This is a genomic window from Neokomagataea anthophila (genome assembly GCF_018122595.1).
GTDB lineage: Bacteria > Pseudomonadota > Alphaproteobacteria > Acetobacterales > Acetobacteraceae > Gluconobacter > Gluconobacter anthophilus.
Window position 1 is genome coordinate 234,013 of sequence record NZ_JAGRQH010000003.1, and the last position, 25,417, is coordinate 259,429.

At 51.3% G+C, this 25,417-nt stretch carries 27 protein-coding genes and 1 tRNA gene; 14 read left to right on the top strand and 14 right to left on the bottom strand.

Annotated elements, in window-relative coordinates:
- Nucleotides 1-24: 24 nt before the first annotated feature.
- Nucleotides 25-192 (top strand): hypothetical protein, encoded by a 168-nt coding sequence (locus KB213_RS06355; protein ID WP_211681356.1) that lies wholly within the window; start codon nt 25-27, stop codon nt 190-192.
- A 318-nt stretch (nt 193-510) separates the two neighbouring features.
- Here the strand turns inward: KB213_RS06355 and KB213_RS06360 are convergent.
- Nucleotides 511-585, bottom strand: a tRNA-Val gene (locus KB213_RS06360).
- A gap of 128 nt (nt 586-713) precedes the next feature.
- On the opposite strand from KB213_RS06360, the gene KB213_RS06365 reads away from it, so the two are divergent.
- The gene (locus tag KB213_RS06365) at nt 714-1,634 is read left to right on the top strand and encodes an acyltransferase family protein (RefSeq protein WP_211681358.1); all 921 of its coding nucleotides are present in this window, start codon (nt 714-716) and stop codon (nt 1,632-1,634) included.
- Between the two features lie 154 nt (nt 1,635-1,788).
- On the opposite strand, the gene KB213_RS06370 is transcribed toward KB213_RS06365, so the two are convergent.
- Nucleotides 1,789-3,663, bottom strand: coding sequence for a hypothetical protein (locus tag KB213_RS06370; protein WP_211681360.1), 1,875 nt, complete (start codon nt 3,661-3,663; stop codon nt 1,789-1,791).
- A 14-nt stretch (nt 3,664-3,677) separates the two neighbouring features.
- Nucleotides 3,678-4,610, bottom strand: coding sequence for a mitochondrial fission ELM1 family protein (locus KB213_RS06375; RefSeq protein WP_211681362.1), 933 nt, complete (start codon nt 4,608-4,610; stop codon nt 3,678-3,680).
- On the opposite strand from KB213_RS06375, the gene KB213_RS06380 reads away from it, so the two are divergent.
- From KB213_RS06380 to KB213_RS06390, 3 genes are read left to right on the top strand one after another with little or no spacing between them, the layout of a single operon-like run.
- Entirely contained in the window at nt 4,609-5,856 is a 1,248-nt protein-coding gene (locus tag KB213_RS06380) for a DEAD/DEAH box helicase (protein WP_249110303.1), read from the top strand. The two genes, KB213_RS06375 and KB213_RS06380, sit on opposite strands and share 2 nt — an antisense overlap.
- 46 nt (nt 5,857-5,902) lie before the next feature.
- Nucleotides 5,903-7,090 (top strand): acetylornithine deacetylase, encoded by a 1,188-nt coding sequence (gene argE, locus KB213_RS06385; protein ID WP_211681366.1) that lies wholly within the window; start codon nt 5,903-5,905, stop codon nt 7,088-7,090.
- Complete coding sequence (locus KB213_RS06390) at nt 7,080-8,111, top strand: M14 family metallopeptidase (RefSeq protein ID WP_211681368.1); 1,032 nt, start codon at nt 7,080-7,082, stop codon at nt 8,109-8,111. The genes argE and KB213_RS06390 overlap by 11 nt, the downstream gene beginning before the upstream one ends.
- A gap of 31 nt (nt 8,112-8,142) precedes the next feature.
- On the opposite strand, the gene glyA is transcribed toward KB213_RS06390, so the two are convergent.
- The gene (gene glyA, locus KB213_RS06395; protein WP_211681370.1) at nt 8,143-9,447 is read right to left on the bottom strand and encodes a serine hydroxymethyltransferase; all 1,305 of its coding nucleotides are present in this window, start codon (nt 9,445-9,447) and stop codon (nt 8,143-8,145) included.
- Nucleotides 9,448-9,575: 128 nt separating this feature from the next.
- On the opposite strand from glyA, the gene KB213_RS06400 reads away from it, so the two are divergent.
- From KB213_RS06400 to KB213_RS06410, 3 genes are read left to right on the top strand one after another with little or no spacing between them, the layout of a single operon-like run.
- Nucleotides 9,576-11,018: an APC family permease gene (locus tag KB213_RS06400; RefSeq protein WP_211681372.1), complete on the top strand. Its 1,443-nt coding sequence runs from the start codon at nt 9,576-9,578 to the stop codon at nt 11,016-11,018.
- 15 nt (nt 11,019-11,033) lie between these two features.
- On the top strand, nt 11,034-12,032 hold the full coding sequence (gene hemB, locus KB213_RS06405) for a porphobilinogen synthase (RefSeq protein WP_211681374.1): 999 nt from the start codon (nt 11,034-11,036) through the stop codon (nt 12,030-12,032).
- Nucleotide 12,033: 1 nt separating this feature from the next.
- Nucleotides 12,034-12,426, top strand: a complete 393-nt coding sequence (locus KB213_RS06410; RefSeq protein WP_211681376.1) for a YraN family protein — start codon at nt 12,034-12,036, stop codon at nt 12,424-12,426.
- Nucleotides 12,427-12,472: 46 nt separating this feature from the next.
- On the opposite strand, the gene KB213_RS06415 is transcribed toward KB213_RS06410, so the two are convergent.
- From KB213_RS06415 to purB, 9 genes are all read right to left on the bottom strand, one after another.
- Nucleotides 12,473-12,784: a hypothetical protein gene (locus KB213_RS06415; protein WP_211681378.1), complete on the bottom strand. Its 312-nt coding sequence runs from the start codon at nt 12,782-12,784 to the stop codon at nt 12,473-12,475.
- A gap of 190 nt (nt 12,785-12,974) precedes the next feature.
- Entirely contained in the window at nt 12,975-13,310 is a 336-nt protein-coding gene (gene grxD / locus KB213_RS06420; protein ID WP_068172074.1) for a Grx4 family monothiol glutaredoxin, read from the bottom strand.
- A 111-nt stretch (nt 13,311-13,421) separates the two neighbouring features.
- Complete coding sequence (locus tag KB213_RS06425; protein ID WP_068172078.1) at nt 13,422-13,655, bottom strand: BolA/IbaG family iron-sulfur metabolism protein; 234 nt, start codon at nt 13,653-13,655, stop codon at nt 13,422-13,424.
- A 2-nt stretch (nt 13,656-13,657) separates the two neighbouring features.
- Nucleotides 13,658-15,862 carry a phosphoribosylformylglycinamidine synthase subunit PurL gene (purL, locus tag KB213_RS06430; protein WP_068172080.1) on the bottom strand — a complete coding sequence of 735 codons (2,205 nt, stop codon included), beginning with the start codon at nt 15,860-15,862 and terminating at the stop codon, nt 13,658-13,660.
- Nucleotides 15,859-16,560 carry a phosphoribosylformylglycinamidine synthase subunit PurQ gene (gene purQ / locus KB213_RS06435; RefSeq protein WP_068172081.1) on the bottom strand — a complete coding sequence of 234 codons (702 nt, stop codon included), beginning with the start codon at nt 16,558-16,560 and terminating at the stop codon, nt 15,859-15,861. The genes purL and purQ overlap by 4 nt, the downstream gene beginning before the upstream one ends.
- Nucleotides 16,557-16,943 carry a Rap1a/Tai family immunity protein gene (locus KB213_RS06440; RefSeq protein WP_068172083.1) on the bottom strand — a complete coding sequence of 129 codons (387 nt, stop codon included), beginning with the start codon at nt 16,941-16,943 and terminating at the stop codon, nt 16,557-16,559. Before KB213_RS06440 ends, purQ begins: the two co-directional genes overlap by 4 nt.
- Nucleotides 16,940-17,182, bottom strand: a complete 243-nt coding sequence (gene purS / locus KB213_RS06445) for a phosphoribosylformylglycinamidine synthase subunit PurS (RefSeq protein ID WP_068172087.1) — start codon at nt 17,180-17,182, stop codon at nt 16,940-16,942. The genes KB213_RS06440 and purS overlap by 4 nt, the downstream gene beginning before the upstream one ends.
- Nucleotides 17,179-17,943: a phosphoribosylaminoimidazolesuccinocarboxamide synthase gene (purC, locus tag KB213_RS06450; RefSeq protein WP_068172091.1), complete on the bottom strand. Its 765-nt coding sequence runs from the start codon at nt 17,941-17,943 to the stop codon at nt 17,179-17,181. The genes purS and purC overlap by 4 nt, the downstream gene beginning before the upstream one ends.
- Before the next feature lie 150 nt (nt 17,944-18,093).
- Nucleotides 18,094-19,425 (bottom strand): adenylosuccinate lyase, encoded by a 1,332-nt coding sequence (gene purB, locus KB213_RS06455; RefSeq protein WP_068172094.1) that lies wholly within the window; start codon nt 19,423-19,425, stop codon nt 18,094-18,096.
- A 105-nt stretch (nt 19,426-19,530) separates the two neighbouring features.
- Between purB and KB213_RS06460 the strand changes: the two genes are divergently transcribed.
- The 6 genes from KB213_RS06460 (at nt 19,531) to KB213_RS06485 (ending at nt 25,062) form a co-directional block, all read left to right on the top strand.
- Complete coding sequence (locus KB213_RS06460) at nt 19,531-20,127, top strand: YjbE family putative metal transport protein (protein ID WP_211681380.1); 597 nt, start codon at nt 19,531-19,533, stop codon at nt 20,125-20,127.
- The gene (locus KB213_RS06465; RefSeq protein ID WP_249110304.1) at nt 20,114-22,006 is read left to right on the top strand and encodes a lytic transglycosylase domain-containing protein; all 1,893 of its coding nucleotides are present in this window, start codon (nt 20,114-20,116) and stop codon (nt 22,004-22,006) included. The genes KB213_RS06460 and KB213_RS06465 overlap by 14 nt, the downstream gene beginning before the upstream one ends.
- On the top strand, nt 21,999-22,484 hold the full coding sequence (locus tag KB213_RS06470; RefSeq protein WP_211681382.1) for a CinA family protein: 486 nt from the start codon (nt 21,999-22,001) through the stop codon (nt 22,482-22,484). The genes KB213_RS06465 and KB213_RS06470 overlap by 8 nt, the downstream gene beginning before the upstream one ends.
- Before the next feature lie 97 nt (nt 22,485-22,581).
- On the top strand, nt 22,582-23,394 hold the full coding sequence (locus tag KB213_RS06475; RefSeq protein WP_211681384.1) for a MetQ/NlpA family ABC transporter substrate-binding protein: 813 nt from the start codon (nt 22,582-22,584) through the stop codon (nt 23,392-23,394).
- A complete protein-coding gene (locus KB213_RS06480) occupies nt 23,391-24,422 on the top strand; it encodes a methionine ABC transporter ATP-binding protein (protein ID WP_211681386.1) in 1,032 nt (343 codons plus the stop codon). The genes KB213_RS06475 and KB213_RS06480 overlap by 4 nt, the downstream gene beginning before the upstream one ends.
- Nucleotides 24,403-25,062: a methionine ABC transporter permease gene (locus KB213_RS06485; protein WP_211681389.1), complete on the top strand. Its 660-nt coding sequence runs from the start codon at nt 24,403-24,405 to the stop codon at nt 25,060-25,062. The genes KB213_RS06480 and KB213_RS06485 overlap by 20 nt, the downstream gene beginning before the upstream one ends.
- A gap of 49 nt (nt 25,063-25,111) precedes the next feature.
- Here the strand turns inward: KB213_RS06485 and KB213_RS06490 are convergent, their stop codons facing one another.
- Complete coding sequence (locus KB213_RS06490; protein ID WP_211681390.1) at nt 25,112-25,366, bottom strand: hypothetical protein; 255 nt, start codon at nt 25,364-25,366, stop codon at nt 25,112-25,114.
- Between the last annotated feature and the right edge of the window lie 51 nt (nt 25,367-25,417).

Consider the following 25,417-nt stretch of genomic DNA (forward strand, 5'->3'; position numbering starts at 1 on the left):
ATCTAAAAGATAAGTTTTCCCACTATGGCCATCGTCATGTTCAATCACGATAAGGCTGCTGGATTTTATAAAGATTTCGTTTCCAGAGAATTTGTTATTCTCGATGGAATTTCCGCTTCCGCCCGCTTGTATGCGGATACCACAGGGTGGTTTGGTCTCGACTGCAGGATAAGCCCAGATAAAGTTATCTGAAATCATTTGAAGTAATAGAATTAATATTGGAAATATTTTCTTTTAATGCTGGAGATAACTTCGAAAAAGAATAAGGAAATTCTTGATTTTCTGTTAAATTATTATGATTGCTCATCATTTATCTCCAGATAAATTTTTTATAAATATCGTTATAGAGCGCGATTTAATTTTAGATAAATTCGCCATAACATCACATGTTAACGTTATGTTGGGCTGTTCGGTTTTTTATGGAGTGTATTGAATTATATGATAAAAATACATTTGTAGTGGATTAATTCAATAAATAATTGAATTTAAAAGATATTTTTGGGGGTCGAATGGTGGGCGCAACAGGGATTGAACCTGTGACCCCTGCCGTGTGAAGGCAGTGCTCTACCGCTGAGCTATGCGCCCATTCGTTGCTGGGCGTTCTATCAGGGTGACTCTTCTGTGACAAGGGGCTTTTTTGCCTTGATAGAGTCTTATTAAGGCCATGAAAGTCCTGACGATGCTTATCGCCTTCACAGAAAAGAGAGCGGTAAATGGCACGAAATGCTGGTTTAGACTGTATGCGCGGAGCCGCTGTCTTATTCGTTTTGGGAAACCATATTGGTATTCGTATGCCATTGAGCCATACAGCTCTTGTGGATATTTTCCCAAAATGGTTTTTATCGGGGTTAAATTATAACGGTACAGAAGCCGTGTATGTTTTTTTCGTTTTGTCAGGCTTCTTGATTACCTCACGTTTATGCGAAAAATATGGATCTTTAGATGCGTTAAAGCCATGGCAATTTATTGCTGGTCGCGCTCGGAGAATATTCCCTTGTCTTTTGTTTTTATTGTTTATTTTGTTGGTATTGAATGCATTTCATGTGGATGATTATATGTTCGTAAAATCGGGGCAGACAGCGATTGGAGCAACTGCCGCAGCTTTGGGATTGTACTTCAATGTTTGGCAAGCACAGCATGGCTGGAGTGTCGCTAGCTGGACGGTTTTATGGTCCCTCTCCATTGAAGAGCTTTTTTATCTAGGTTTTCCGTTGATATGCCGCATGGGGCGTTGGGTTCGGTGGGTATGCTGTGGCGTCTTGGTAGTGGTGGGACAAATCATGATTACCCACTCGTATAATGATGAGATATGGCAAGATGAAAATACACTGACAGGTATGGGGTGTATTTCTCTCGGTGTTGTTTGTGCGTTGATAGCGCCGCACTTACGAGAAAAACGTTTTGTTTTTATTATGCCTCTTTTGGCAGCAATGTTTATGCTGCCGGATATGTTTTTCATGCATTTTTGGTGGGATGTCTTAGGGCGTTTATGGCTTAACCTCTTTGTTGTTGGTGCAGCTTGTTTGGTGTTGTTCTGTGCACTTAAAGCAGAAACCCCTCTTCCCGGCCTGTATTGGTTAAGACGTATTGGACAATTATCTTACGAGATTTATTTCATATGTTTGTCGTGCTGAGTGTTGTGCACATATGGAATGGATCAACCCGATTAAGTTGGGTCCTCTATCCGGTTATTATTTTAATGGTATGGGGGTTGGGTGAAGCCATCCACCGTGGGATGGGTGTTTTGGACAGTCGATTATGGGGTCGACTGTCCAGAAAACTGGGTGTTTAGAAACCGAACATATGGTCTAGGGAGAACCCACCATCTGGGTTCTCTAGGCCATGATAGCCGAACAGACGGCAGGTTAAGTCGCGGATAAGAACATATCCCCCCACTCCCGCGTGTTCGAGATGCGCGCCATCAAAGAGTTCATGCGGGCGTACCATATAGGAACCTGAAGGCGGGATCGTGATGGTTGTTTCGGCAATCAGATGCCCGTCTGCACTGTGCAGTAGTAATGTCGTGCTGGAATCATGTGTTCCTTCCACCGAGGCAGGATGGATAAGGCAGCAGAAGCTTTGAAGTGCATCATGTCCAAGCTTTAGAAAGAGGCGTGTTGTCAGTCCCGGTGGTGGGCCGGCATAAGATTGCGGCTCTGAGCGCCATGTCATTAATGTGTTGAAGATATGCGCACCAAAGCTGGTTTCTGCCGCGTGGCCCGTATTGCGGCTGCGATACCGCATTAGGCCGTGTAGCCAGCCATCAGCTTCCCCACCATCACGGAAATCATAGACAAGGTCCGCATGCCCCGCCCGGTCTGTTAAGTCATGCAAAGCAATGGCTGTTTGATGGTTACGTGGCAGATTTCCCAAAAAGTGAGAGCCAACAGGTGTTCCGTTCTCATCAAAAATATCTAAGCGCACAGGTTGAGATTGCAGCGCCTCAGACATCGGCGTGGGTTGCACGAAGCTTGTATAGTGTTTGGGGTCTAAAATTGGGAATGGGAGCAAAAACCCTCGGCCTAGTGACTTAGGGAAAGCACGAATTGCGGGGTCAGGTTGAATATTATCCCGTTCAACATTCAGGTGAGCGATACGGGTACGGTTTCCTTCGCGAATTTCGTAGCGTGGGCGTACCAGATGGCGTTTGGGACGCATTTCAAGTTGAGCGGGCCACTGAACATCTGGAAATAAGGCACCAATATCAACAGCGACTGTTTCAAAGGGGCCAATGGTACGATCAACGCTGCGATGGTCCTCTTTCCCCATTGTGTTGAAAGTGATTTCGCCTGCCGGAATGGTTGTTCCGTGGCTGTTTTGCACCCAGACGGTAATGGTTTCATGAGGGGCTGGTGCCGGAAGGGTGGCAAAACGAACCGATGGCCAGGCATTGGCATCATGCGTGACGGAGAGGCTGGGGTTTTCGCCTTTGCCAAAAATATCGAGGGCATATTTAACGACGTCATGCCCGCGTGCACCGAGAACATGAATGAACAGTTGCCCTGTAAAAGCTGGTAGGTCGAAGCGTTCGCGGATCTCTGAACTGTCAATGATAATACCAGAATTTGCCTTTTCAATAGGCATTTCCCATTCTGCAATGACAGTGCCGCCTTCATTAAAGAGGCGCATCCAGTAACGCAGATTTTCGCTTTGATAATTGGACCAGTAATTTGCTGTGACAATGCGTGTTGAGAATGAAGCATCGTCACGAAAAAACGCAAAATTCGTGGCAAAGTTGAGTTTATCCAAATACGGACGGCCACGCACAATCATAGAGTCTGGCAAGCGCGCAGGTGCAAGCGTCTCAAGCTCTTTGCCGTGCAGAAGGTCTTTCAGTCGCCCCCGCATTTTGGCGTCATCAAAAGAAAGAGCCAGTACACAATCTGCCTCAATATCGGGTAGATCGACGAGTGCATGGTAAGACCCGCCAAACCCGTCATTTTTACCGACTTGCTCAGTATCATGCGTCAGGACGAATGTTGGTTTTAAGCCGGGATAAAGTGCTGTGAGTGTCTGGACGGTGTCATCGGGGTCGTAAACAGCAATTTTACGCTCTGAAAGGCGCTGCTCCATGGCGCTCAGAGCTGTGGCAGCGACTGGATGTGCCAGAGCTTTGTATAGAACATTGCCGCCTTTGGGGCCGAATGTACGAATATCGAGCATGAAGGTAGAGCCTTTCAGAGCTTCAAACGTCGGCGCATTTCTCTCGCGATGTCCGGCGTGTCGTCAAGCGGACGCACAGTCCATGACGTATGTTCTATTGAAAACGGGCGGATGCGATCATCTTTTTCGAGGGCGGCGATAAATTGCCCAATGCGCTGTGACCGTCCGGGTAACGGCAAAATCATGACAGGTGCAGGCGTTGCCACCGCTTCAGAAATCATAGAGACACTATCAGTTGTTACAGCGATCATATCAGCACAAGCGAGCATTCCCATATAGGGGTTAGCGTCCCCTTCCCCAGTTTCTAACCGAATGCCGTGGGGTGTTAAGTGTTCACGTAATACCGTGATGACATCAGCGCCGGTGCGGCGTGAAGGTGTGACGATAGTTTGCATGTTGTGGTGCTGAGTATAGGCGATGATCGTGTCTGCCATATGTGCCGCTTCGCGCGGTCCAAGAGTAAAACGTCCGTTCGCACCACCAATCATGACAGCCAATAAGGGGCGATGATCACGCCGTAAATGACTGTGCCATTGCTGGCGGGCACTCTCTAGTTTTTGTGGTGTGACCGGGTGGAGTGCATTGCGGGAGATCAAAATATTTTCTCCTGCGATACCATCATGCGGGTTTGCAATGATGACGTCAAAGCGTTTGAACTGTCTGCGTGGGTTTTGGATTTGTACAATCGGCAGATGATATTTACGCGCTAGTGCGCGCCCAATGATCCCGCCTGTTCCCCCTACCCCGATTAAAACGTTGGTTTGTGGGGGGAGAGCAATAGGCTCAATGCACGATAAGGGGCGCAGCCAAAAACGCGAAGAGAGGTTGCTCCAAAAGGGGCGTGCGTGGACTGGACAAAAATGGGCTTCCCACCCGGCTGTTTCCGCCAAGCCGAGGCCTTGTGTCCGCATTCCGGCAAAATCTTCGGCGATGATGGTGGCCGTCATGACCCCTCCGTTATTTTTCTTTCGTCAACAAGCACTGCCGAATTGCCTGCAAGGGGCGTCTTTTGGCAAGATGCACACCATGACAATCTCAAACGTATCTTCTCCGTCTGTTTCTTTTGAAGGCTTAGGTCTTGCGCCTGCTCTTTTGGCCGCTCTTGAATCTGCCGGGCATAAGCGGCCGAGCCTTATTCAGGCGCGGGCTATCCCACCTCTGTTGAAGGGGAAGGATGTTCTTATCGCGTCACAAACAGGGAGTGGAAAGACCGCTGCTTTTGTACTGCCTTTGCTGCAAGCATTGGCGCGACGAAAGGAAGAAGGTTTAGAAACGCAAGGCCCGTGGGCTTTGATCTTGGAGCCAACACGTGAATTGGCCGCGCAAGCAGCATCTGTCTGTCGTCAACTAGGGCGCCGTTTACCCTTGAAAACACGCGTGATCTGTGGGGGTACTCCGCGTGATCAGCAATTGCGTGGCTTGGCGGATGGTGTGGACATCATCGTTGCAACGCATGGGCGGTTGCTTGACCTTGTCGTGCAAGGTGATCTGGTCATTGATCAGATTGGGTATCTTGTTTTGGATGAAGCTGATCGTCTTCTGGATGATGAATTTACCGATTCTATGACGGCTTTAAGCACGCATTTCCCCGATATTCAGCCACAAACAGTTTTTTGTTCTGCTACCTTGCCTGCTCCGGTTATGGATCTTGCTAAGCGTGTGACACAGGACCCTGTACGTATTGAGCTTGAGACAGAAGACGCAGCGCCGCAGCGAATCCGTCAGCGCGCTATGTTCGTACTCAAAGATGATAAAGTCCCCACCATTAAGCATGTGCTGAACCATTTTACCGGTCGTACCATGGTGTTTGTGCAAACTAAGCAAGGGGCTGAGACATTGGGGCGTTCTTTGTCTCGTAGTGGAGTGTCTGTGGAGACGCTGCACGGGGATCGTACGCAAGGTGCCCGTGCCCGTGCATTGACTCGCTTCCGTGAGGGGCAAGTGCAGGTTCTGGTCACAACCGATATCGCTGCACGAGGAATTGATATTCCGGATGTAGAATGTGTGATCAATGCGGATATGCCATCAAGCGTACCTGCTTATATTCATCGTATTGGCCGTACCGCCCGTGCGGGAAAGCGGGGCATTGCGTTATCCTTGCTTGACCCACAAGAGCGGCATCTGCTGCGTGACGTTGAGAAAGAAACAGGCCAGCGTGTACGGATTGTGACTGAAGAAACACTGGACCGTTAAAAAATAGAGGTATGCGGATCATGTTAAGCATGTTGAGAATAACATTATGAGTGATCCCCATACCGTTCCCCCTCAATCGGCTGATATTTTGGCTGCTCTTGTGGCGTTTGATACGACAAGCGCTAAGAGCAATGCACCAATCATCACATGGATTGAGCAATATTTATCTGCGCATGGTGTGCCCTCGACCCGCTATCCCGGCCCAGAAGGGGCTGTAGAAAAATGGAATCTTCATGCCGTTATCGGCCCTGACCGTGCAGGCGGTCTAGCTTTTTCTGGTCATGTGGATTGTGTCCCGGTTGAGGGGCAGGAATGGTCATCAGACCCTTTTATCCTTCGTGAAGACGGAGATCGGCTTTATGGGCGCGGTGCTGCGGATATGAAGGGGTTTGTTGCTTGTATGCTGGCGGCTGTTCCAGATTTAAAAGCATATGCAGCCAATGACCCTATCCATCTGTTGTTTACATGTGATGAAGAGATCACATGTGATGGTGCGCGTTATCTTATGGCTGATTTGCGTGCCGCAGACAGAATGCCTGATCGGTGCATTGTGGGGGAGCCGAGCCTTTTAGCCCCGATTATTGCGCATAAGGGGCGTTTTGCTGTCCGTGTAACGTTTCAAGGGCTGCCGGGGCACTCGTCTAACCCTGAAGCCGGGCGCAATGCTTTGCATGCTATGGGGCGTGCTATTGCTTTCTGTGCCGATGAAGCGGATCGCTTGGCTCAAGACGGGCATCGTGTTGCAGGTTTTGAGCCGCCTTATACGACTATGCAGGTCGGGGTTGCGTCTGGTGGATCTATTTTAAATATCATCCCAGAACATGCCTCCTTTGAAGTTGAGTGGCGGAATGTGCCAGGAGATGACGGCCCAGCCATGTTTAAGGCGCTGCAAGATAGGTTGTCCCCTTTGGAGCAGGTTTTAAAGCTTGGGAACTCTCAAGGCGGCATTACGTATGAACAACTCTGTGATTTGCCGCCCCTTGCTTTGTCTAGGGAGCATGGTTTGACCTTGAAGACACAGCGTATCACAGGGAGGAATACGGCGGGTCATGTGTCTTATGGGACGGAAGCCGGTATCTATCAGCGTGCGGGAATGGACAGTATTGTGTGTGGGCCAGGTGATATTGCACAGGCGCACCGTCCCGATGAGTTTGTGACCAGGGATCAGTTAGCGCGTTGTGACCGTATGATACGCGATTTTGCAAGGCGAGGCATTGAGGAGCATGAGCTGTAAGGCCGGTTTACGCCACCATCCTATTCGCCTTCGTAAAGCAGGATTAAGCGAAGAGCTGTTCCCGCAGCGTGCCTCTATTCCGTCCGTCGTTCTGTTGCCTCCTGATTTAAGCGCATGGAGTGTCACGAATACGGATGTTCCGGGGGTGATTACCTTTGAAGCACATGCCCCCGGCCCGGACTTTGTTATCACCGGGTTATTGCATGGTAATGAGTTTGCTAGTGGACATGTTTTAGAGCGTTTGAGGCGCACCCCCCCTATTCTAACCTCGGGGCGTTTAACGCTTATTTTGGCGAACCTGGAGGCGTTTAAGTGCTTTCATGTGCGTCAGCCTCTCGCGGCGCGCTACCTTGAAGAAGATATGAACCGGGTTTGGAGCACACACCGTTTGCGCGGGAGTGAAACAAGTCATGAATTACGTCGTGCCCGAGAGATAGAACCCTTTATCCGCCGGGCGGATCTTTTATTGGACTTACATTCTACCCTATGGCCCTCAGAGCCATTTTTTATTGCTCCGCATGTCAAACGCTCCGTAGATTTTGCGGCTGGCCTAGCCTCTGCGGAGGGCCTTCCATCCGCTGTTGTCTCAGATTTGGGGCATCAAGGTGGTGCGCGTTTGATTGAATATGATCGTTTTGCAGCAACGGTAGGCGCTGGGCGTGGATGTCTATTGGAAGCGGGTCAGCATTGGCTACCAGAAACGCTCCAGATTATGGAGCAGACGGTTGAAGTCTTTTTGCAGAACATAGAAGGGTTGCATTTACATGCACAGACGGGTGGCCCTCAGCAAGCTGCACATTCTTTTTTTGTAACAGACAATGTCGTAGCGCGCAGCGCCGACTTTGCTTTTACCCAATTATGGGAGGGCGGGACAACCATTCCTCATGCAGGGACCGTAATAGCCCATGATGGGCGGGACGTTATTTGTACCCCGTATGATGATTGCATTTTGATTGTACCCAACCATAGGCCCCGTTTTGGGCAACTTGCGGTACGACTGGCGCGCCGTACCGCTTGGTAGGGTGTATAAATACGCCCCTACCATAATATTCTTAGGCTGATGCGCGGGTGTAAATTGGGAAGCGGCCGCATAGAGCCTTCACTTCTTCGTGCACGCGGGCAGCTACAGCCTCAGCATTATCTTCTTCCAATGCTGCGGACAGCACTTCGTCGATCATGCGGCCAATGGTGCGGAATTCTTCTTCACCAAAGCCGCGTGACGTGGCCGCTGGGCTGCCCAAACGGATGCCAGACGTGACGAATGGCTTTTCTGGGTCGAATGGGATAGCGTTTTTATTGGCCGTAATCCCAGCTTTTTCCAGAATGTTTTCTGCCAGCTTACCCGTCACTTTTTTAGGGCGCAGGTCTACCAGAACTAGGTGGCTGTCTGTGCCGCCGGTGATGATGTTAAAGCCACGCTTTTGTAGTTCATCTGCTAGGGCACGAGCATTGGCTAGAACGCGTGTTTGATAATCCTTGAACGATTCGCTCAATGCTTCACCAAACGCCACGGCCTTACCCGCGATGACATGCATCAGTGGGCCGCCTTGCAGACCTGGGAAAACAGCAGAGTTTACTTTTTTTGCAAGCTCTGGGCTGTTGGTCAGAATAATGCCACCGCGTGGGCCGCGGAGGGTTTTATGCGTCGTGGACGTGACGATGTCAGCATAAGGCACGGGGTTTGGGTACAGACCAGCAGCGACCAAGCCTGCGAAATGTGCCATGTCGACCATCAGGAACGCACCAACTTCATCTGCAATTTTGCGGAAGCGTGCGAAGTCAATAACGCGCGGATAAGCCGAGCTGCCTGCTACGATGATCGTAGGCTTATGCTCGCGTGCCAGCGTTTCCATTTCCTCATAGTCGATGAGGCCATCTTCAGCGCGTACACCGTATTGAACAGCATTAAACCACTTGCCGGAGTAGTTTGGTGCTGCGCCGTGCGTCAGATGACCACCAGCAGCCAAACTCAGGCCAAGAATCGTATCGCCAGGCTTTGCCAGTGCCATGAAGGCAGCTTGGTTAGCATTGGCACCTGAGTGAGGTTGTACGTTTGCGAACTCAGCGCCAAAAATTTTGGTCAGACGTTCAATAGCAAGGCGCTCAACCCGGTCTACATCTACGCAACCGCCATAGTAGCGCTTGCCCGGAAGGCCTTCAGCATACTTGTTGGTGAGGACAGAGCCTTGCGCTTCCATGACGGCAAATGACGTCATATTTTCAGAAGCAATGAGTTCAATCCCGTCCTGCTGGCGGACGAGTTCATCGTTTAAAATGGCTGCAACATCGGCATCAACTTCCTTCAAAGGGGCTTGAAAGAAGGAATTATGTGCGGACTGGCTGGCATGTTCTGACATGGTGGTCCATTCTCCATCAAAGCTGATGGCTCGTCACTATCGCAGAATGGACGGGTCCGCAAAAATATTCGCCGGGTAAATGAAGATATCTGTTCTTTTTTGCCCCACATTGTCGTCAGGAAACACACATGTCTTCTCCGCTGTGGCGGACAAAGCCCATTCAGTCCGATTTTTCATCTTCCTCTGGCCTGAAACGAGTCCTAGGGCGCTGGCAGCTCATAGCGCTGGGTGTCGGGGTTACAATCGGCGCGGGTTTGTTCTCGTTAACGGGCGTCGCTGCTGGGCAAAATGCGGGCCCCGGCGTCACGCTCTCTTATATCATTGCTGCGATTACCTGTGGCTTTGCCGGACTTTGCTACGGCGAATTGGCGAGCATGATGCCGTCTGGCGGGTCTGCTTATACCTACTCTTACGCGGCATTCGGTGAGATTATCGCCTGGATGATCGGCTGGGATCTGGTGCTGGAATATACCATCGGGGCAGCTGCCGTAGCATCCAGTTGGTCGGGTTATATGACGTCCCTTCTCTCAGACTGGGGCATACAGATTGATCCGCGCTTGCTTGCGCCACCAATGACGCCTGTTCATTTGACGGATGGTACGGTCGTGCCGGCATGGTTTAACGCGCCAGCAGTTTTTATTTTGATCATTGTGACAGCGCTTTTGATGCGCGGCATGAGCGAATCAACAAAGATCAATAACGTTGTGGTCTTCTTGAAAATCGCTGTGATCACATTGGTGACCATAGCGTGCGCAAAGTACATTAACGTTTCAAATTACCATCCATTTGTGCCTCAGAATCAGGGTGAGTTTGGCCACTTTGGTTTTTCTGGTGTTATGCGCGCCGCTGGTATGGCGTTCTTTGCTTATATTGGCTTTGATATTATTTCCACCACGGCGCAGGACAGCAAAAACCCGGCAAAAGATTTGCCTGTGGCAATGATCGCAACACTTGTGATCTGTGCGCTTGTATATGCGGGTTTTTCTTTGGTGCTCACAGGGGTGGTGAATTATCAAGAGCTCGCAAATGACCCGAGCCCTGTAGCGACTGTGGTGAACACGGCACATGCGGCATGGCTGCATAATTTTGTAAAAATGGGCATTGCGGCAGGTTATATCTCTGTTCTGTTTGGTTTGCTCTTAGGGCAAGCTCGGGTGTTTTTGGTGATGTCCCAAGATGGGTTGCTGCCAAAAGTATTCTCAAAGTTGAATCCCAAAACCCGCACGCCTTGGACATCACACGCTATGTTCTGTGTGATCACCAGTATTTTCGCGGCCGTTCTGCCGATTGGTGAACTGGGTAGCATGACATCCATCGGGACAATCTTTGCATTTATTTTGGTGTGCATAGGCGTGCCAGTTTTGCGTCTTCGTGCGCCGGATGCAGAGCGTCGTTTTAAGGTTCCGGGCGGAGTAATTATTCCCGTTCTGGGGGTCGTTTTCTGTGGGGTGTCCATGGCATCTTTGGATAAAATGACATGGGTTCGCCTGCTGATATGGCTGGCTTTGGGTTTGGTAGTCTATGCGTGTTACGGGAAGAAGCGTAGTGCTCTTTCCTCAGTTGATAAATAGGAGCATCGTTGCGTCATGTCTTATGGAAGCTTTCCCCTCTCCCGAGCACGCCGTAATCGGCATGACGCTTTCACTCGTACTCTGGTGCGCGAGCATACGTTATTGCCTGATCATTTGATCTGGCCTGTTTTTGTGTGTGAGGGCACACAACAACGACAAGCGGTCGCTTCGATGCCGGGGGTTATTCGGGTTAGTCTTGATGTGTTGGTAGAGCATGTGCGGCCCGCGGTTGAGTTGGGTATTCCAGCTATTGCTCTCTTTCCCATTACACCAACAGAATTGCGCGATGCTCGTGGAACTGAAGCGCTGAACCCTGAAAATCTAATGTGTCGTGCATCACGGTGTCTGAAAGAGGCTTTCCCTGATCTTGGGATTATTGGGGATGTTGCGCTGGATCCATATACTGATCATGGACATGATGGGATCATTGAGAATGGTCGTGTTCTGAATGATATTTCGGTTGAGATTTTAGCGGCTCAGGCACTAAATCAGGCACGCGCAGGTAATGATATTGTTGCTCCATCGGATATGATGGATGGTCGTGTCCGTAAAATTAGAGAAACGCTTGATGATGATGGGATGCAAGATACGCGTATTATGGCGTATTCTGCAAAATATGCTTCGGCGTATTATGGACCGTTTCGTGATGCGCTCGGTTCTGGCGGTCTGCTGACAGGCGATAAAAAGACCTATCAGATGGACCCTGCCAACTCGGATGAAGCCCTTATAGAAGTCGCGCGTGACCTTGAAGAAGGCGCAGATATGGTCATGGTCAAGCCGGGTATGCCCTATCTGGATATTATTCGCCGTGTGCGTGATGAGTTCAAGGTGCCCACCTTCGCGTACCAAGTATCGGGTGAATACGCGATGATGGCAGCAGCTTTCCAAAATGGGTGGTTGGATCGGGATCAGACGATTATGGAAAGCCTTCTGGCATTCCGTCGCGCTGGTTGTAATGCAGTCTTGACGTATTTTGCGTTAGACGCCGCGCGGATTCTGCGGTCACGCCTGTAAAATGAGTATACCGCCTCCTTTGCTGCAGCGTCGTTCCTCACAAGGGTTACGATCTTATCGCTCCGGCTTAGAGGCGGAAGCGTTGGTTGCAGCACGTTTACAAGAAGCAGGATATGTTGTGCTCGCAGAGCGGTTAAAAACCCCTTTTGGTGAGATTGACCTGCTCATTTGTACGGATGAATGCTTGGTTGTAGTTGAGGTGAAACGTCGGCGCTGTTTAAAGGCTGGCGCGGAAGCATTAAGCGAAAAGCAGAGAACACGTCTGATCGCGGCATTTGATTTTATTTGGGCGACAAAAGAAGAATGGCGCAGATCGGAGACACGCTTTGATTGTGTCTTTGTCGATTATGCTGGGACCATGAAGCGTATTAAAAACGCTTTTCGCCAAGAGTAGTCGCGGCGAGATAAAACATATCTCGCCATTAAGACGGTAAGTCGTCTTACGTGCGGCGGTGTTTTGCTGCGTGGTGGTGTGTAGCGACGGAAACATGCGTTCTATAAGAAACGGAGCGGATCATAGCCGTGGAGCGGTGTGCATTCATGGCGAGTGCCGTTGCATGAGTATCATGGCGGTGGCGGATGATATGCATCACGGGACGGTGATAAACAGGAACAGCCGTCAAAGCGCCAAGCGTCAGTCGGCTAGCTTCATAATCCGTGATTGCGGGCCGTGCGATGGCATGCCCTGCCCCAAGAGAAACGGCAACCCCTGATAGGCCGCTGATCATGACTTTGAAAACGCTTCGCGCCATTAGAAAATATCCGTACCTGCTGATAGGTATGACCGTAAGCTGTTATAGGCGCGGACGGCAAGCCCGATAGTGGTATATTCAAAAAAAATCAAGATCCTGCCATGTTTGGTAACAACATGGCAGGAATGTGGCGTGCACAAAGCTGGATAAAACCCAGATAGTAAGCAGGTATTAACCTGCTTCTACGGATTTATGCATTAGCAATAGCAATGCCTTTTTCAGACATCAGCGTTTCAAGCTCACCATTTTGGTACATGTCAGTCACAATATCACAACCGCCGATGAACTCACCTTTGACATAAAGCTGAGGAACGGTTGGCCATTGTGAAAAATCCTTGATCCCCTGACGGATTTCGGGGCTTTCAAGCACGTTGCATGTTTCAAACGTCACACCCAGATGGGAGAGAATTTGAACAACACGTGCAGAGAAACCGCATTGTGGGAAAAGCTTATCGCCCTTCATGAACAGCATGACAGGGTTAGTATCGATCAGGTTCTGAATGTGCTGAAACACGGTCTCAGGCATGGGATATTCCTTATTGTGTAGGGCGGAAACAGTTTCCGCCCTACGGCTGGATCTCATCACTAAGGTGCTTGCTCAGTGCAGGAACTTCAAGAGGTGGCTCAAGCGTCTCTTTTATTCAGGCACAATCGTGCGTAGCGCCATCGCATGCAGTTCAGTGCCCATACGGGTACCAAATGCGTCATAGACGAGCTTGTGTTGACGAATGCGCGGCAAACCACGGAATGCTTCGCTGGTCACAGCGCAGGCATAATGGTCACCATCCCCAGCTAGATCTTCGATTTCAATCTTGGCATCGGGCAGTGCTTCACGAATCGTACGTTCGATTTCCTGTGCGGTCATCGGCATAATTAGGAATCCTGCCCCATGAGCGCTGGAAGGAATGCTGCATTCAAATCACGCAGGCGCGTTGCTTCAACGGAAATACCATCGGCCATATTCAGTGCTGTGCCACCGGAGTGACCTAAGTGACGTGCTGGCACGCCTGCTTTTTCAGCAGCTGAGATGAATGATGCAGCATTATCAGTCGCGACAACATAGCATGCTTGATCTTCACCGAACCAGAAGGCTTGGTGAGGCAAGCTCGCTGGGTGTTCGGCCAAGGAGCAGCCAACGCCACTCGCCATCACCATTTCTGCCAGCGTGATGAGCAGGCCGCCATCAGCAATGTCGTGACAAGCAGACACAGTGCCGTTTTGAATCTGGCTACGGACGAAATCACCGTTGCGGCGTTCAGCGACCAAATCAATACGTGGCGGAGCGCCCTCTTCACGGTGGCAAATTTCACGCAGCCAGAGTGACTGACCAAGTTCACCACGGATTTCACCAATCAGTACCAGCTCCTTTTGGTCTGGCATGGCCAGGCCGACGGATTTGGAAACGTCTTGGAAAACCCCCAAAGCGCCAATCGCTGGGGTAGGAAGAATGGCTTGCGGTAGACCTGTCGGAGAACGTGTTTCGTTATATAGAGACACGTTGCCGCTCACGACTGGGAAGTCGAGCGCACGGCATGCTTCACCCATACCCTTAATCGCTTCAGCGAACTGAGCCATGATTTCTGGGCGTTCTGGGTTGCCGAAGTTAAGGTTGTCCGTCACGGCGAGAGGTGTTGCGCCCGTTGCCGTGATGTTGCGCCATGCTTCAACAACGGCTTGTGCGCCACCTGCATGAGGGTCAGCTTGGCAGTAACGTGGCGTACAATCGGTTGTCAGCGCTAAGCCAAGTTTGGTGTCCTCAACGCGCACAATCGCAGCATCAGCTCCACCGGGGCGCTGAACCGTTTGACCGCCAACAAGGCTGTCATACTGGTTCCAGATCCATGCGCGTGATGCGAGGTCTGGTGATGCGATAAGCGTGAGCAGTGCATGTTCAATGCCAACCGGATCAGCCGGTGGTTGAATATGACGTGGTGCTTCGAGTGGTGCACGTGGGCGGTCGTAGATTGGTGCTTCTTCAGCCAGCGGCGCTAGCGGAATATCAGCTTCTACGGCACCATTATGCTTGACGGTAATGTTGCCCGTATCGGTCAGGTGCCCAATAACCGCGAAGTCCAGTTCCCACTTTTCGAAGATAGCGCGCGCTTCTTCGGTGCGTTCTGGCTTGAGCACCATGAGCATACGCTCTTGGCTCTCAGACAGCATCATTTCATATGCCGTCATGTTCGGTTCGCGTTGTGGTACAGCATCAAGGTTCAACTCAATGCCAACGCCACCCTTCCCGGCCATTTCCACGGAAGAAGAGGTCAGACCAGCGGCACCCATATCCTGAATAGCAACGATTGCATCCGTTGCCATTAGTTCAAGGCAAGCTTCAATCAGAAGCTTTTCGATGAACGGGTCACCGACTTGAACGGTTGGGCGCTTGGACGCTGCTTCATCATCAAACTCGGCAGAAGACATGGTAGCGCCATGAATGCCATCACGCCCAGTTTTGGAGCCGACGTAAACAACCGGGTTACCAACACCAGCCGCGGCAGACAGGAAGATCTTGTCTTGTTTCGCAATGCCAACTGTCATGGCATTAACGAGCGGGTTGCCGTCATATGCCTTATGGAAGTTAACTTCGCCACCAACGGTTGGGACGCCAACGCAGTTGCCGTAACCACCAATACCGCGCACGACGCCGTCAACGATGCGACGCGTACCGGGGTTTTTTGCATCACCAAAACGCAGTGCGTTCAGGTTAGCAACGGGACGCGCGCCCATGGTGAAGACGTCACGCAAAATGCCGCCAACGCCGGTGGCTGCACCTTGGTAAGGCTCGATAAAGGATGGGTGGTTATGGCTTTCCATCTTAAAGACGGCCGCCAAACCTTCACCAATATCAACCACACCAGCATTCTCGCCGGGGCCATGAATGACCCAAGGAGCCTTAGTCGGCAGTGTCTTCAGGTGAAGACGTGATGATTTGTAAGAGCAGTGCTCGGACCACATGACCGAGAATACACCGAGCTCAGTAAAGCTCGGGGTGCGGCCCATAATGGTGAGAACTTTATCATATTCTACGCTGGTCAGCCCGAAGGACTGGGCGAGAGTGGCATCAACCTTCACGCTCATCCGACAAGTGCCTCCACAAGCCCGCGGAATAGAGGCACGCCATCCGTGCCACCAATCGCTGGGTCAGTCAGGTTTTCAGGGTGCGGCATCAGGCCACAAACACGGCCATTTTCGCTCAGAATGCCCGCAATGGCACGGTCGCTACCGTTAGGGTTGGCAGAAACATTATCTGCCGCCACCGTGCCATTGGCTGTGGCGTAGCGGAAGGCAACACGGCCTTCCCCTTCAAGACGATCGAGCGTGTCTTGAGAGGCGGTGTAGTTACCGTCTCCGTGCGCCATAGGTGAACGGAACACATCGCCCGCTTTCCATCCGCGTGTGAATGGAGATGTCGCGTTCTCAACCTTCAGGTGGCAATCTTGCGACAGGAAGCGCAGGCCTGCATTACGCAGAAGCGCACCCGGCAGAAGGTGAGATTCCGTTAGGATTTGGAAGCCGTTGCACACACCGAGAATGTGGCCACCGCGCTCAGCGAACGCTTTGACATCTGCCATGATGGGCGAATGTGCGGCCATCGCGCCACTACGCAGATAGTCACCAAAGCTAAAGCCACCGGGGAGAACGACGAGATCAAGGTCACCCAAAGATGTTTCTTGATGCCAGATCATACGCGGAGCATGGCCAGAAATCAGCTTGAGCGCCTGTGCCATGTCGCGCTCCCGGTTTGTCCCGGGGAATACGACGATACCCGCTTTCATTTTTTGTCCTCCGTCGCGCCGTGGCAAGGGTAGGCTTCGTGCAGAGCCCGATAAACGCCTTTGCCCGCTGACTGTGTCAGAGCATCGTCATGACGGTGCAACCATGACACAACGCTCTCGCGCAGATGTGCTGTTGTTTCGCTGTCGGGCACGCAGAATGCAACAGGCGCATTGCCGTCATTCGCATGCTCGTCATATTTTTTGGACCAGACTTCGCTGTCTGTCACACCGGCAAGGTATGCGTCACACAGAGGCGCTGAACGTGCATTGGTGCACATAGAGCCCAGCATACGGCCGCTTACCTTGGATACACGTTGTGCGTGCGCAGTAGTGCCGAGTGTCAGAAGCGATGCTGCCGCAGTGAGGGCAAGCAGCGTCTTCATGCAGCCACCTCAACAGAAAAGTCTTCGATGACTTCATTAGCCAGCAGAGCGCGCGCCATAGCTGCACCTTGCTCTAATGCTGTAGCTTTATCCGTTGCTGGAACGTCCAGATCAACCACACGGCTTACGCGGACTTCACCAAGGCCTTTGAAGCCCAATGTGTCCAGAGCGTGGCCAATAGCCTTACCCTGTGGGTCAAGAACGCCTTCCTTCAGGGATACGAAAACACGGATTTTCATTGAACTGCCTCCGGACCCTTGAGGTCACCATTTCCAGCCTCCGGCAGAATGCCGAGGCGACGTGCTACTTCTTGATACGCTTCCCCTACTTTGCCGAGGTCACGGCGGAAGCGATCTTTGTCCATGCGCTCACTGGTCTTTGTATCCCAAAGACGGCAGTTATCGGGTGAGATTTCATCGGCGAGGATGATGCGCATCTCCTCACCTTCCCACACGCGACCGAATTCGAGCTTGAAATCAACCAGCGTAATGCCTGCACCAGAGAACATACCCATCAGGAAGTCATTGGTGCGCAGTGCTAGAGCGTTCATTTCATCAAGGTCCTGCGGAGCAGCCCAGTTGAACGCAGCAATGTGCTCTTCTGACACCATAGGGTCATTCAGCGAGTCATTTTTGTAGTAGTACTCGATGATGGTGCGTGGCAGGCGTGTGCCCTCTTCGAGGCCGAGACGCTTGGCAATAGAGCCAGCAGCTACGTTACGCACAACAACTTCGAGGGGAATGATCTCTGCTTCGCGGATCAATTGCTCACGCATATTGAGGCGACGCAGGAAGTGGGTTGGAATATTGATGTCGTGCAGATGCTGCATCAGATATTCGCTGATGCGGTTATTCAGCACGCCCTTCCCGGTAATGATGCCGTTTTTCTCACCGTTACCGGCGGTGACATCATCTTTGAAATACTGGACGAGCGTTCCCGGTTCAGGGCCTTCAAACAGGACCTTGGCTTTGCCTTCGTAGATCTGGCGGCGGCGGGCCATTGGCTATCCTTGTTGCAATGTATCGGGCCCTGTCACCACTCTGAACGACTGATGCAGGCCCGATGTGTCAAGCGGAGTATTCCGCTCCCATAGCATCACAGCGCGTGAACTGCGAGGGGCGGATGAGAGAAGCATCCCCCCTGTGGTTTTTTAGCCGAAAACGCGCGTGAAAATACGGTCAACCTTGGCCAGGTGCTGTGCCGGGTCAAAGGCTTTGTCGAGCACGGATGCGTCGATACGGTCTTTGACTTCTGGGTCAGCATCAAGGTTTTCACGGAAGCTGCGGCCATCTGGTTGGTTAAGGCGCGTCCATGTCGCCATCGCATTGCGCTGTACGATTTTGTACGCATCTTCACGGGAGATGCCTGCACGGGCCAATGCCAGCAGAACTTCACCAGAGTGTACGACGCCGCCAAGGCTTTCCATGTTGGCAATCATTTGCTCAGGATAGACGACCAGCTTCTCCATCATGCTGGCCATGCGGATCAGCGCGAAGTCGAGGCCGATGGTCGCATCAGGGCAGATGTTACGTTCAACGGAGGAATGGCTGATATCCCGCTCATGCCATAGCGCAACATTTTCCAACGCAGGCACAACATGCGAACGGATAAGACGCGCCAAGCCTGTCAGATTTTCAGACAGAACGGGGTTACGCTTATGCGGCATGGCGGAGCTGCCTTTTTGCCCCTTGTGGAAGAACTCTTCTGCTTCACGCACTTCTGAGCGTTGCAGATGACGAACTTCTACGGACAAGCGCTCAATGCTGCTCGCGATAACGCCGAGAGCACAGAAGAAAGCTGCATGGCGGTCACGCGGAATAACCTGCGTAGACACGCTTTCGGCTTCAAGGCCGAGCTTTGCCGCAACATATTCTTCAATCGCTGGGTCAATATGTGCGTATGTGCCAACAGCACCTGAAATGGCGCATACGGCAATTTCTTTGCGCGCTTGCACCAGACGCTCACGGCCACGCGCGAATTCTGCATAATGTCCAGCAAGCTTCAGGCCGAAGCTGGTGGGTTCAGCGTGAATCGCGTGGCTTCGGCCAATGGTAACCGTGTTTTTGTGTTCATAAGCGCGGGTTTTCAGCGCTTCCAAAGCACGGTCCATATCCTCAAGAAGAAGATCAGCGGCTTGTGTCAATTGAACAGATAAGCAGGTGTCCAAAACGTCAGAAGACGTCATGCCTAGATGGACAAAGCGGCTTTCTGGGCCAACTTTTTCTGCCAGCCATGTAAGGAACGCAATGACGTCATGGCGCGTTTCTGCTTCGATTTCATCGATGCGTGCGAGATCAGCGTCAGAGAAAGCAGCAAGTGCGGCGTCGCCCTTTTCACGGATAACGCGGGCGGCTTCTGCGGGGATCGCGCCCTGCTCGGCCATAGCTTCGCATGCAAGGGCTTCGATTTCGAACCAGATGCGGTAGCGGTTGGCGGGGGACCAGATGGCGGTCATCTGAGGGCGGCTATAGCGGGGGACCATGCGAACTCCGAAAAGCGTGTGGGTCACGACCTTAAGGTCTTTACGGGGGTTGCTTAGACCAAATACGAGAACATTGCACGGATCGCTTTTAGGAAAGCACAACCTTTGTCACCCGATTCTATCCTCCATACCCTTTTTGCTCTTGCTCAGGTCACGCTGATTGATATCACGCTGGCTGGTGATAACGCTGTCGTCATTGGCCTTGCAGTGCGTCAACTCGCAGGGAAAGACCGGACGCGCGCCATCTTTGCGGGGACATTTTTATCGGCAGTTTTGCGCATTGTATTGGCGCTGGTGGCTGCAAAACTTTTATCCATCATTGGCCTCACCCTTGCAGGAGGCTTATTATTGCTCTGGGTCTGTGCACGCATGTTTCATGAATTGCGCCACGAGCAAACGGGGCCAAATGTGGAGGCCCCTTCCCGCTTAAGTACTGCTATTTTGCGTATTATTGCCGCTGATTTATCCATGAGTGTGGATAACGTTTTAGCGGTTGCTGGCGCTTCAGTCGGGCATCCGTGGGTGTTGGTCTTTGGTCTGATAGCATCTGTTCTTATGATGGCTCTTGCGGCTTCGTTGATTGCACGGCTTTTGGAGCGTTACCGTTGGATTGCATGGATTGGGCTGGCCATTGTTCTGTTCGTGTCTATTGAGCTGATTCTTAAAGGTGGCGGCGAGGTCTGGCAGCATGTTGTTTACTAATCGGATGACAACTCTTCGGCGTGCTGCTCTGTTATGCATGGCCGCAGGTTGCTTAAGTTTGCACGGGGTTTTAGAGCACGTTGACGCTGCACCCCTCTCTGCCCGATTACAGGAGTGGTTAACGCTCACGGGAACAGATGGCGCTACATATCCTGCGGAGCGTTATGCTGCGTTCTTGAAAAATGGACCCATTTGGCCTGAGCATAGTCGTCTCATGTGGCGTTATCAGACGGCACTATCTCAAGAAACAGATGCCGCACAGCTGCAGGCTTTATGTTCAGGGCTGCCTTTGAGCCTGCCGGGAGCTGTTTTGAATTGTGCGTCGTACCTTCCGCATGTTGACCAGTTAGCGCGCACATTATGGCGTGATGGTGCGGGGGATGGGCTGGAGGAGGCTGCATTAGAGCAGCGCTTTGGTAATGTTTTTACAGCGAATGATCAGTGGCAACGGTTTGAAAGTTTAGCCGGTTCTGGACGCTTGACGGCAGCACGTCATCAGCTGGTGCGTCTTACATTGGCGCAGAAACCGTTAGCTTTGGCGCATTTAGCCTTACATACCTCTTCGGCAGATGCTGACGCGGCTTTTGCATCGCTCCCCGAGCAGCAAAAAAATGATCCTGTAGTGCTGCGTGAATACATGCATTTTCTAAGGCGCGCAGAACGCCTCGATGATGTTCTAGCGTTATGGGATACGCGCGGTGCAGCAGCGCAACGTCACGCTCCCTCCGCCATATGGACGAATGAACGTCTTACATTGGCGCGGACATTTCTGCTGTTCGGACGGAATGATGATGCGGCCCGATTAGCACGGGATGTGACTTTGCCGTTGGGCGATACTGCACGGCTTGAAGCAGAAGAGCTGTCTGGATTTATCGCCTTACGCGTGTTGGGTACACCTCAAGAGGCGCTGGCACATTTTAGTACACTTCATGATGCACAAGCTTTACGTTTTCGTGCATCGGGTTGGTATTGGTCTGGTCGGAGTTATGCGGCTCTTGGTGAGGATAACCAAGCACGCCAAGCATATCGTGCAGCGTCACGTTACCCGACAATGCTGCATGGGCAATTAGCGTTGGCCGCGCTGACCGACCAGAGTGCTTTATTAAACGGCGAAACGGGCACGGTCGGGTTTCAGCAAGCGCTACACGATGCACTTTCTGGCCAGATACAGCCCTCTCCTGCCCGTTTAACACGTTCTGACCTCATCGAAGCGGCACAGAGTTTGGCGGAGATTGGGGATTACGATCATGCGCGTCTTTTTTTGCTGCTTCTGCAAACGGTGAACCCATCTCCTGAGGGACAAAAGGCTGTCGCAGATTTATCATTGGCCTTGCATGTTCCCGCCGGTGCAGTTGCTGCGTCACATAGTTTGGCGCGGTTAGGGTATAGTTTGTATCCGCAGGGGTACCCTAATCCGTGGCCAGTTGATGCTGATTTGCCTGAGGGTATTATTTTGGGAGTTGCGCGGCAGGAAAGTGCATTTAATCCTGATGCGTTGAGTGCTGCGCATGCTGTGGGGTTGTTGCAACTTTTACCCGGTGCCGCGCGTGATGTTGTGCGGCGTGCACATTTGCATGGCTACGATGTCTCCGCGGGAGGTTTGAAAGACCCGCATACCAATTTGATTGTGGGTAGTGCGTATATTCGTCAGCTTTTAGAGCGTTTTGATCATGTTATTCCTTATGCGCTGGCGTCTTATAATGCGGGACCGCATCGAGTGGATCTTTGGTTAAAGGCGAACCCACCGGTGGCGCAATTGAATGATGAGACATTGTTGGATTGGATCGAGCGTTTGCCTTATCGAGAAACGCGTTTGTATGTATTAAACATCGAGGCCAATATCACGCTCTACTCTGTTGAGAGTGCATTTCATGAGTAATGCTGATCTTTTTTCACTTTCCAGGAAAGTGATATCATTTTTACAAGATCAGGGCGAAAAAATTATCACGGTTGAAAGCTGTACAGGAGGCATGATTGCGGCGTCTTTGACCGATATTGCCGGCTCCTCGGCCGTAGTAGAAGGCGGTTTGGTTACATATTCGAATACTCTGAAGCAGGTCTTGGTGGGGGTCAGCGGGGCCACTTTAGAGCATTATGGCGCGGTGAGTGAGCAAACAGCACAAGAAATGGCAGAGGGGGCATTATATGCCGTGCCTACGGCCACATTGGCTTTGTCTGTAACTGGCATCGCAGGGCCCGGTGGTGGCTCAGCGTATAAACCTGTCGGAACGGTTTGCTTTGCTCTTGCGGCTAAGGGGAAAGAGACTCGTGTGCAACGTTGCTTTTTTTCTGGGGACCGTCGTGCGATCCGCCATTCGAGCGTATGTCACGCTTTGCAGATGTTATTATCACTCTAGAAAAATTGTGTATTGCATAGACATTTTGCACAAATGACATTATCCATTCGTCAATTCGTTTATTTAATTTCTTGATACTGTGCTTAAGGAGGTCACTATGTTGTCTCGTCGTCGTACTTTGTCAGCCTTTGCGGCTTTTGCTGGGGCTGCATCCTTGTCACGTGTGCGTGCAGCAGATGCTGCTTTAACGCGTGTACGTGTTGGTATCATGTCTGGCGAAGATGAGGATGTGTGGCGTGTTGTGGCAGCTAATGCCCGTAAAAGCGGCCTGAATGTCGAAGTGGTGACATTCTCAGACTACAACCTTCCGGATGAAGCTTTGGCAGAACATGAGTTGGATGCAAATGCTTTCCAGCATGGGCCATTTTTAAAGGCACAAGTGGAAGCACATGGTTTCCACATTACGCCAGTGGGAGACATGTATGTCTCACCGATTGGCCTGTATTCATCAAAATGGTCTTCTGTTGCTGCTTTGCCGAAGGGCGCAACGATTGGCGTGCCGAACGACCCAAGCAATGAAGGGCGTGCACTTTTGTTGCTACAGGCTCAGGGCTTGATCAAGGTCTCACCGTCTGCCGGGCTACTGCCAACAACGTTGGATATTACGGAGAACCCACGTGATTTGAACGTGAAAGAGCTCGATGCCGGTGTGGTGGGGCGCACATTGTCAGATCTGGATGCGGCGGTTGTGAACACGGACTGGGCACAAAAAGCTGGGATTGACGTTGTGCGTCAGCGCATTGCGCAAGAAGCTTTGCAGCATAATGCTTACACAAACTTTATCTCGGTAAATGATGAGAATGTGCATGCTGCATGGGTGAAGCCGTTAGTCGCTGCATATCAACAGCCGAATGTTCGTCAGGCTCTGCTAGATGTATATCACGGCTCAACGCTTCCGGCGTGGCAATGAACGTTCTCAATGTTGTTGACCTGCAGCATAGTTTTGCAGGCACCCCTGTTCTGAAAGATATTTCTTTCCAGGTACAGAAAGGTGAGATCGTCGGACTTATCGGGCCGTCAGGAGCTGGAAAGTCAACATTACTGCGTGCGCTGTGTGGTTTGGAAAAGCCTGATTCTGGAAATATTATACTTCAGAATCAGGATATTACATCACTTTCTGAACGTGATTTGCGTAAAGCTCGGCAAGGTATCGGTTTGGTTTTTCAACATTTTAATTTGTTGGAAACCCGAACCGTCACGCAAAATGTGGCTCTTCCGCTGAAGATTGCAGGCTGGTCTGCCCAAAAACGCCAAGCGCGTGTTGCTGAGTTATTAGATCTGGTTGGGCTGTCAGAGCATCATTCCAAATACCCTGCACAGCTTTCTGGTGGGCAGAAACAACGTGTGGGTATTGCCCGTGCGCTTGCTAATGATCCGTCTTTGTTGTTGTGCGATGAAGCGACCTCTGCCTTAGACCCGCAAAGTACGACAACGGTTCTGGATCTGCTGAGCGACATTAACCGCACACTGGGTTTGACGATTATTCTCATTACACATGAGATGGAGGTTATCCGCCGTTTTGCGCAGCGTGTTCTGGTCTTGGAGCAAGGAGCACTGGTGCATGATGGCGGAATGTTGGACCTGTTGACGCGGTCTCACAATCCGCCGGCTATTCAGGCACTGTTAAATGAAACCCGCCCTACTCTGCCGCCTCAATTGCAAGACGCATTAACGCAAGAAGCGCACGTTGACTGGAGTGTGGTTATACGTGTGGTGCTGGTGGGAGCGTCGGCTCAGACGGCATTTCTGTCGGAGCTTACTGAGAATTTTTCTGCTCAGGCCGTTTTGGTCGCCGGTGGCGCTTCTATGTGTGCAGGAGTAGAAACGGTAGATATGATCCTGACGCTTAATGTACCTTTGACGGATAACATCTCACGTTATTTGTCGGAGAAGACACAACTCACGGAGGTTTTGGGTTATGTCCCGGGTCATCATTAATCTTGTTCTTCAGGCCACTGAGCAAACTTTAATAATGGTGCTGGCTGCAGGCGCAATATCATTATTGGTGGGCTTGCCTTTGGCTGTGATGGTCTTTTCAGCGAGCCGTAAAGAACTCTACGGAAGCCCGTGGATCGCGCGCCCACTTAGTTTATTAATTGATGCGTTACGGGCGGTGCCGTTTATCATTTTGTTGGTAATTTTACTGCCCGTCACACGTTGGATTGTTGGTACGTCTTTAGGAACGGCAGCAGCAATTGTACCACTATCGATTGCCGCAATTCCATATTACGCGCGTATTGCGGAAATTGCTTTGCGTGGCGTTGATACGGGTTTGATAGAGGCTGTTCAGGTTATGGGCGGCTCACGTTGGATGGTGATTTGCTATGGTGTGATACCAGAAGCGATGCCGAGTTTGATTAGTGGTTTGACGGTCACGCTCATCACCTTAACGGGGGCCTCTGCGATGGCTGGCGCTATCGGTGCCGGTGGTTTGGGAGACCTGGCCATACGTTATGGATATCAAAGGTTTAATACCCAAGTGATGGTTGCTGTTGTTATCGTGCTGATTGCTTTGGTTGGCTTAATCCAAGCCATAGGGAACTTTGCCGCGCGGCGCGCTGCACCGCAACACGGTTAAAGTTTTATACCCCCTCACTTTTTATGAGGGGGTATAAAATCTCAAAAAATTACTGACCGCTGACAGGCGCTGGTGCGGTAGGAGCTTGTACAGGAGCTGCAACTGGCGTTTGTGCTTTTTGCAGTGAGCCGCTGTTCAGGGCGTCTGTTGCGGAAGATTCTGCTGATGCTTGCGGTGCAGCCTTTGCAGCAACCTTGCTGGATTTTTTATGATGATGGTGACCGTGATGCTTTGCAAAAGCTGGTGTTGTTGAAGAAACAGCAGCCGTCAGAGCCAGTGCAGCGAAAAAAGCTTTTTTCATCATGACCTAATCCTTCTCTTGAAACGTTTTTTGTTCCTCAAACTCAACGTACAG

Coding starts and splice junctions, on each gene's coding strand:
- KB213_RS06355 (WP_211681356.1), top strand. CDS start 25: ATGGCCATCGTCATGTTCAATCACGATAAGGCTGCTGGATTTTATAAA.
- KB213_RS06365 (WP_211681358.1), top strand. CDS start 714: ATGGCACGAAATGCTGGTTTAGACTGTATGCGCGGAGCCGCTGTCTTA.
- KB213_RS06370 (WP_211681360.1), bottom strand. CDS start 3,663: ATGCTCGATATTCGTACATTCGGCCCCAAAGGCGGCAATGTTCTATAC.
- KB213_RS06380 (WP_249110303.1), top strand. CDS start 4,609: ATGACCCCTCCGTTATTTTTCTTTCGTCAACAAGCACTGCCGAATTGC.
- KB213_RS06375 (WP_211681362.1), bottom strand. CDS start 4,610: ATGACGGCCACCATCATCGCCGAAGATTTTGCCGGAATGCGGACACAA.
- argE (WP_211681366.1), top strand. CDS start 5,903: ATGAGTGATCCCCATACCGTTCCCCCTCAATCGGCTGATATTTTGGCT.
- KB213_RS06390 (WP_211681368.1), top strand. CDS start 7,080: ATGAGCTGTAAGGCCGGTTTACGCCACCATCCTATTCGCCTTCGTAAA.
- glyA (WP_211681370.1), bottom strand. CDS start 9,447: ATGTCAGAACATGCCAGCCAGTCCGCACATAATTCCTTCTTTCAAGCC.
- KB213_RS06400 (WP_211681372.1), top strand. CDS start 9,576: ATGTCTTCTCCGCTGTGGCGGACAAAGCCCATTCAGTCCGATTTTTCA.
- hemB (WP_211681374.1), top strand. CDS start 11,034: ATGTCTTATGGAAGCTTTCCCCTCTCCCGAGCACGCCGTAATCGGCAT.
- KB213_RS06410 (WP_211681376.1), top strand. CDS start 12,034: ATGAGTATACCGCCTCCTTTGCTGCAGCGTCGTTCCTCACAAGGGTTA.
- KB213_RS06415 (WP_211681378.1), bottom strand. CDS start 12,784: ATGGCGCGAAGCGTTTTCAAAGTCATGATCAGCGGCCTATCAGGGGTT.
- grxD (WP_068172074.1), bottom strand. CDS start 13,310: ATGCCTGAGACCGTGTTTCAGCACATTCAGAACCTGATCGATACTAAC.
- KB213_RS06425 (WP_068172078.1), bottom strand. CDS start 13,655: ATGCCGATGACCGCACAGGAAATCGAACGTACGATTCGTGAAGCACTG.
- purL (WP_068172080.1), bottom strand. CDS start 15,862: ATGAGCGTGAAGGTTGATGCCACTCTCGCCCAGTCCTTCGGGCTGACC.
- purQ (WP_068172081.1), bottom strand. CDS start 16,560: ATGAAAGCGGGTATCGTCGTATTCCCCGGGACAAACCGGGAGCGCGAC.
- KB213_RS06440 (WP_068172083.1), bottom strand. CDS start 16,943: ATGAAGACGCTGCTTGCCCTCACTGCGGCAGCATCGCTTCTGACACTC.
- purS (WP_068172087.1), bottom strand. CDS start 17,182: ATGAAAATCCGTGTTTTCGTATCCCTGAAGGAAGGCGTTCTTGACCCA.
- purC (WP_068172091.1), bottom strand. CDS start 17,943: ATGGCCCGCCGCCGCCAGATCTACGAAGGCAAAGCCAAGGTCCTGTTT.
- purB (WP_068172094.1), bottom strand. CDS start 19,425: ATGGTCCCCCGCTATAGCCGCCCTCAGATGACCGCCATCTGGTCCCCC.
- KB213_RS06465 (WP_249110304.1), top strand. CDS start 20,114: ATGTTGTTTACTAATCGGATGACAACTCTTCGGCGTGCTGCTCTGTTA.
- KB213_RS06470 (WP_211681382.1), top strand. CDS start 21,999: ATGAGTAATGCTGATCTTTTTTCACTTTCCAGGAAAGTGATATCATTT.
- KB213_RS06475 (WP_211681384.1), top strand. CDS start 22,582: ATGTTGTCTCGTCGTCGTACTTTGTCAGCCTTTGCGGCTTTTGCTGGG.
- KB213_RS06480 (WP_211681386.1), top strand. CDS start 23,391: ATGAACGTTCTCAATGTTGTTGACCTGCAGCATAGTTTTGCAGGCACC.
- KB213_RS06485 (WP_211681389.1), top strand. CDS start 24,403: ATGTCCCGGGTCATCATTAATCTTGTTCTTCAGGCCACTGAGCAAACT.
- KB213_RS06490 (WP_211681390.1), bottom strand. CDS start 25,366: ATGATGAAAAAAGCTTTTTTCGCTGCACTGGCTCTGACGGCTGCTGTT.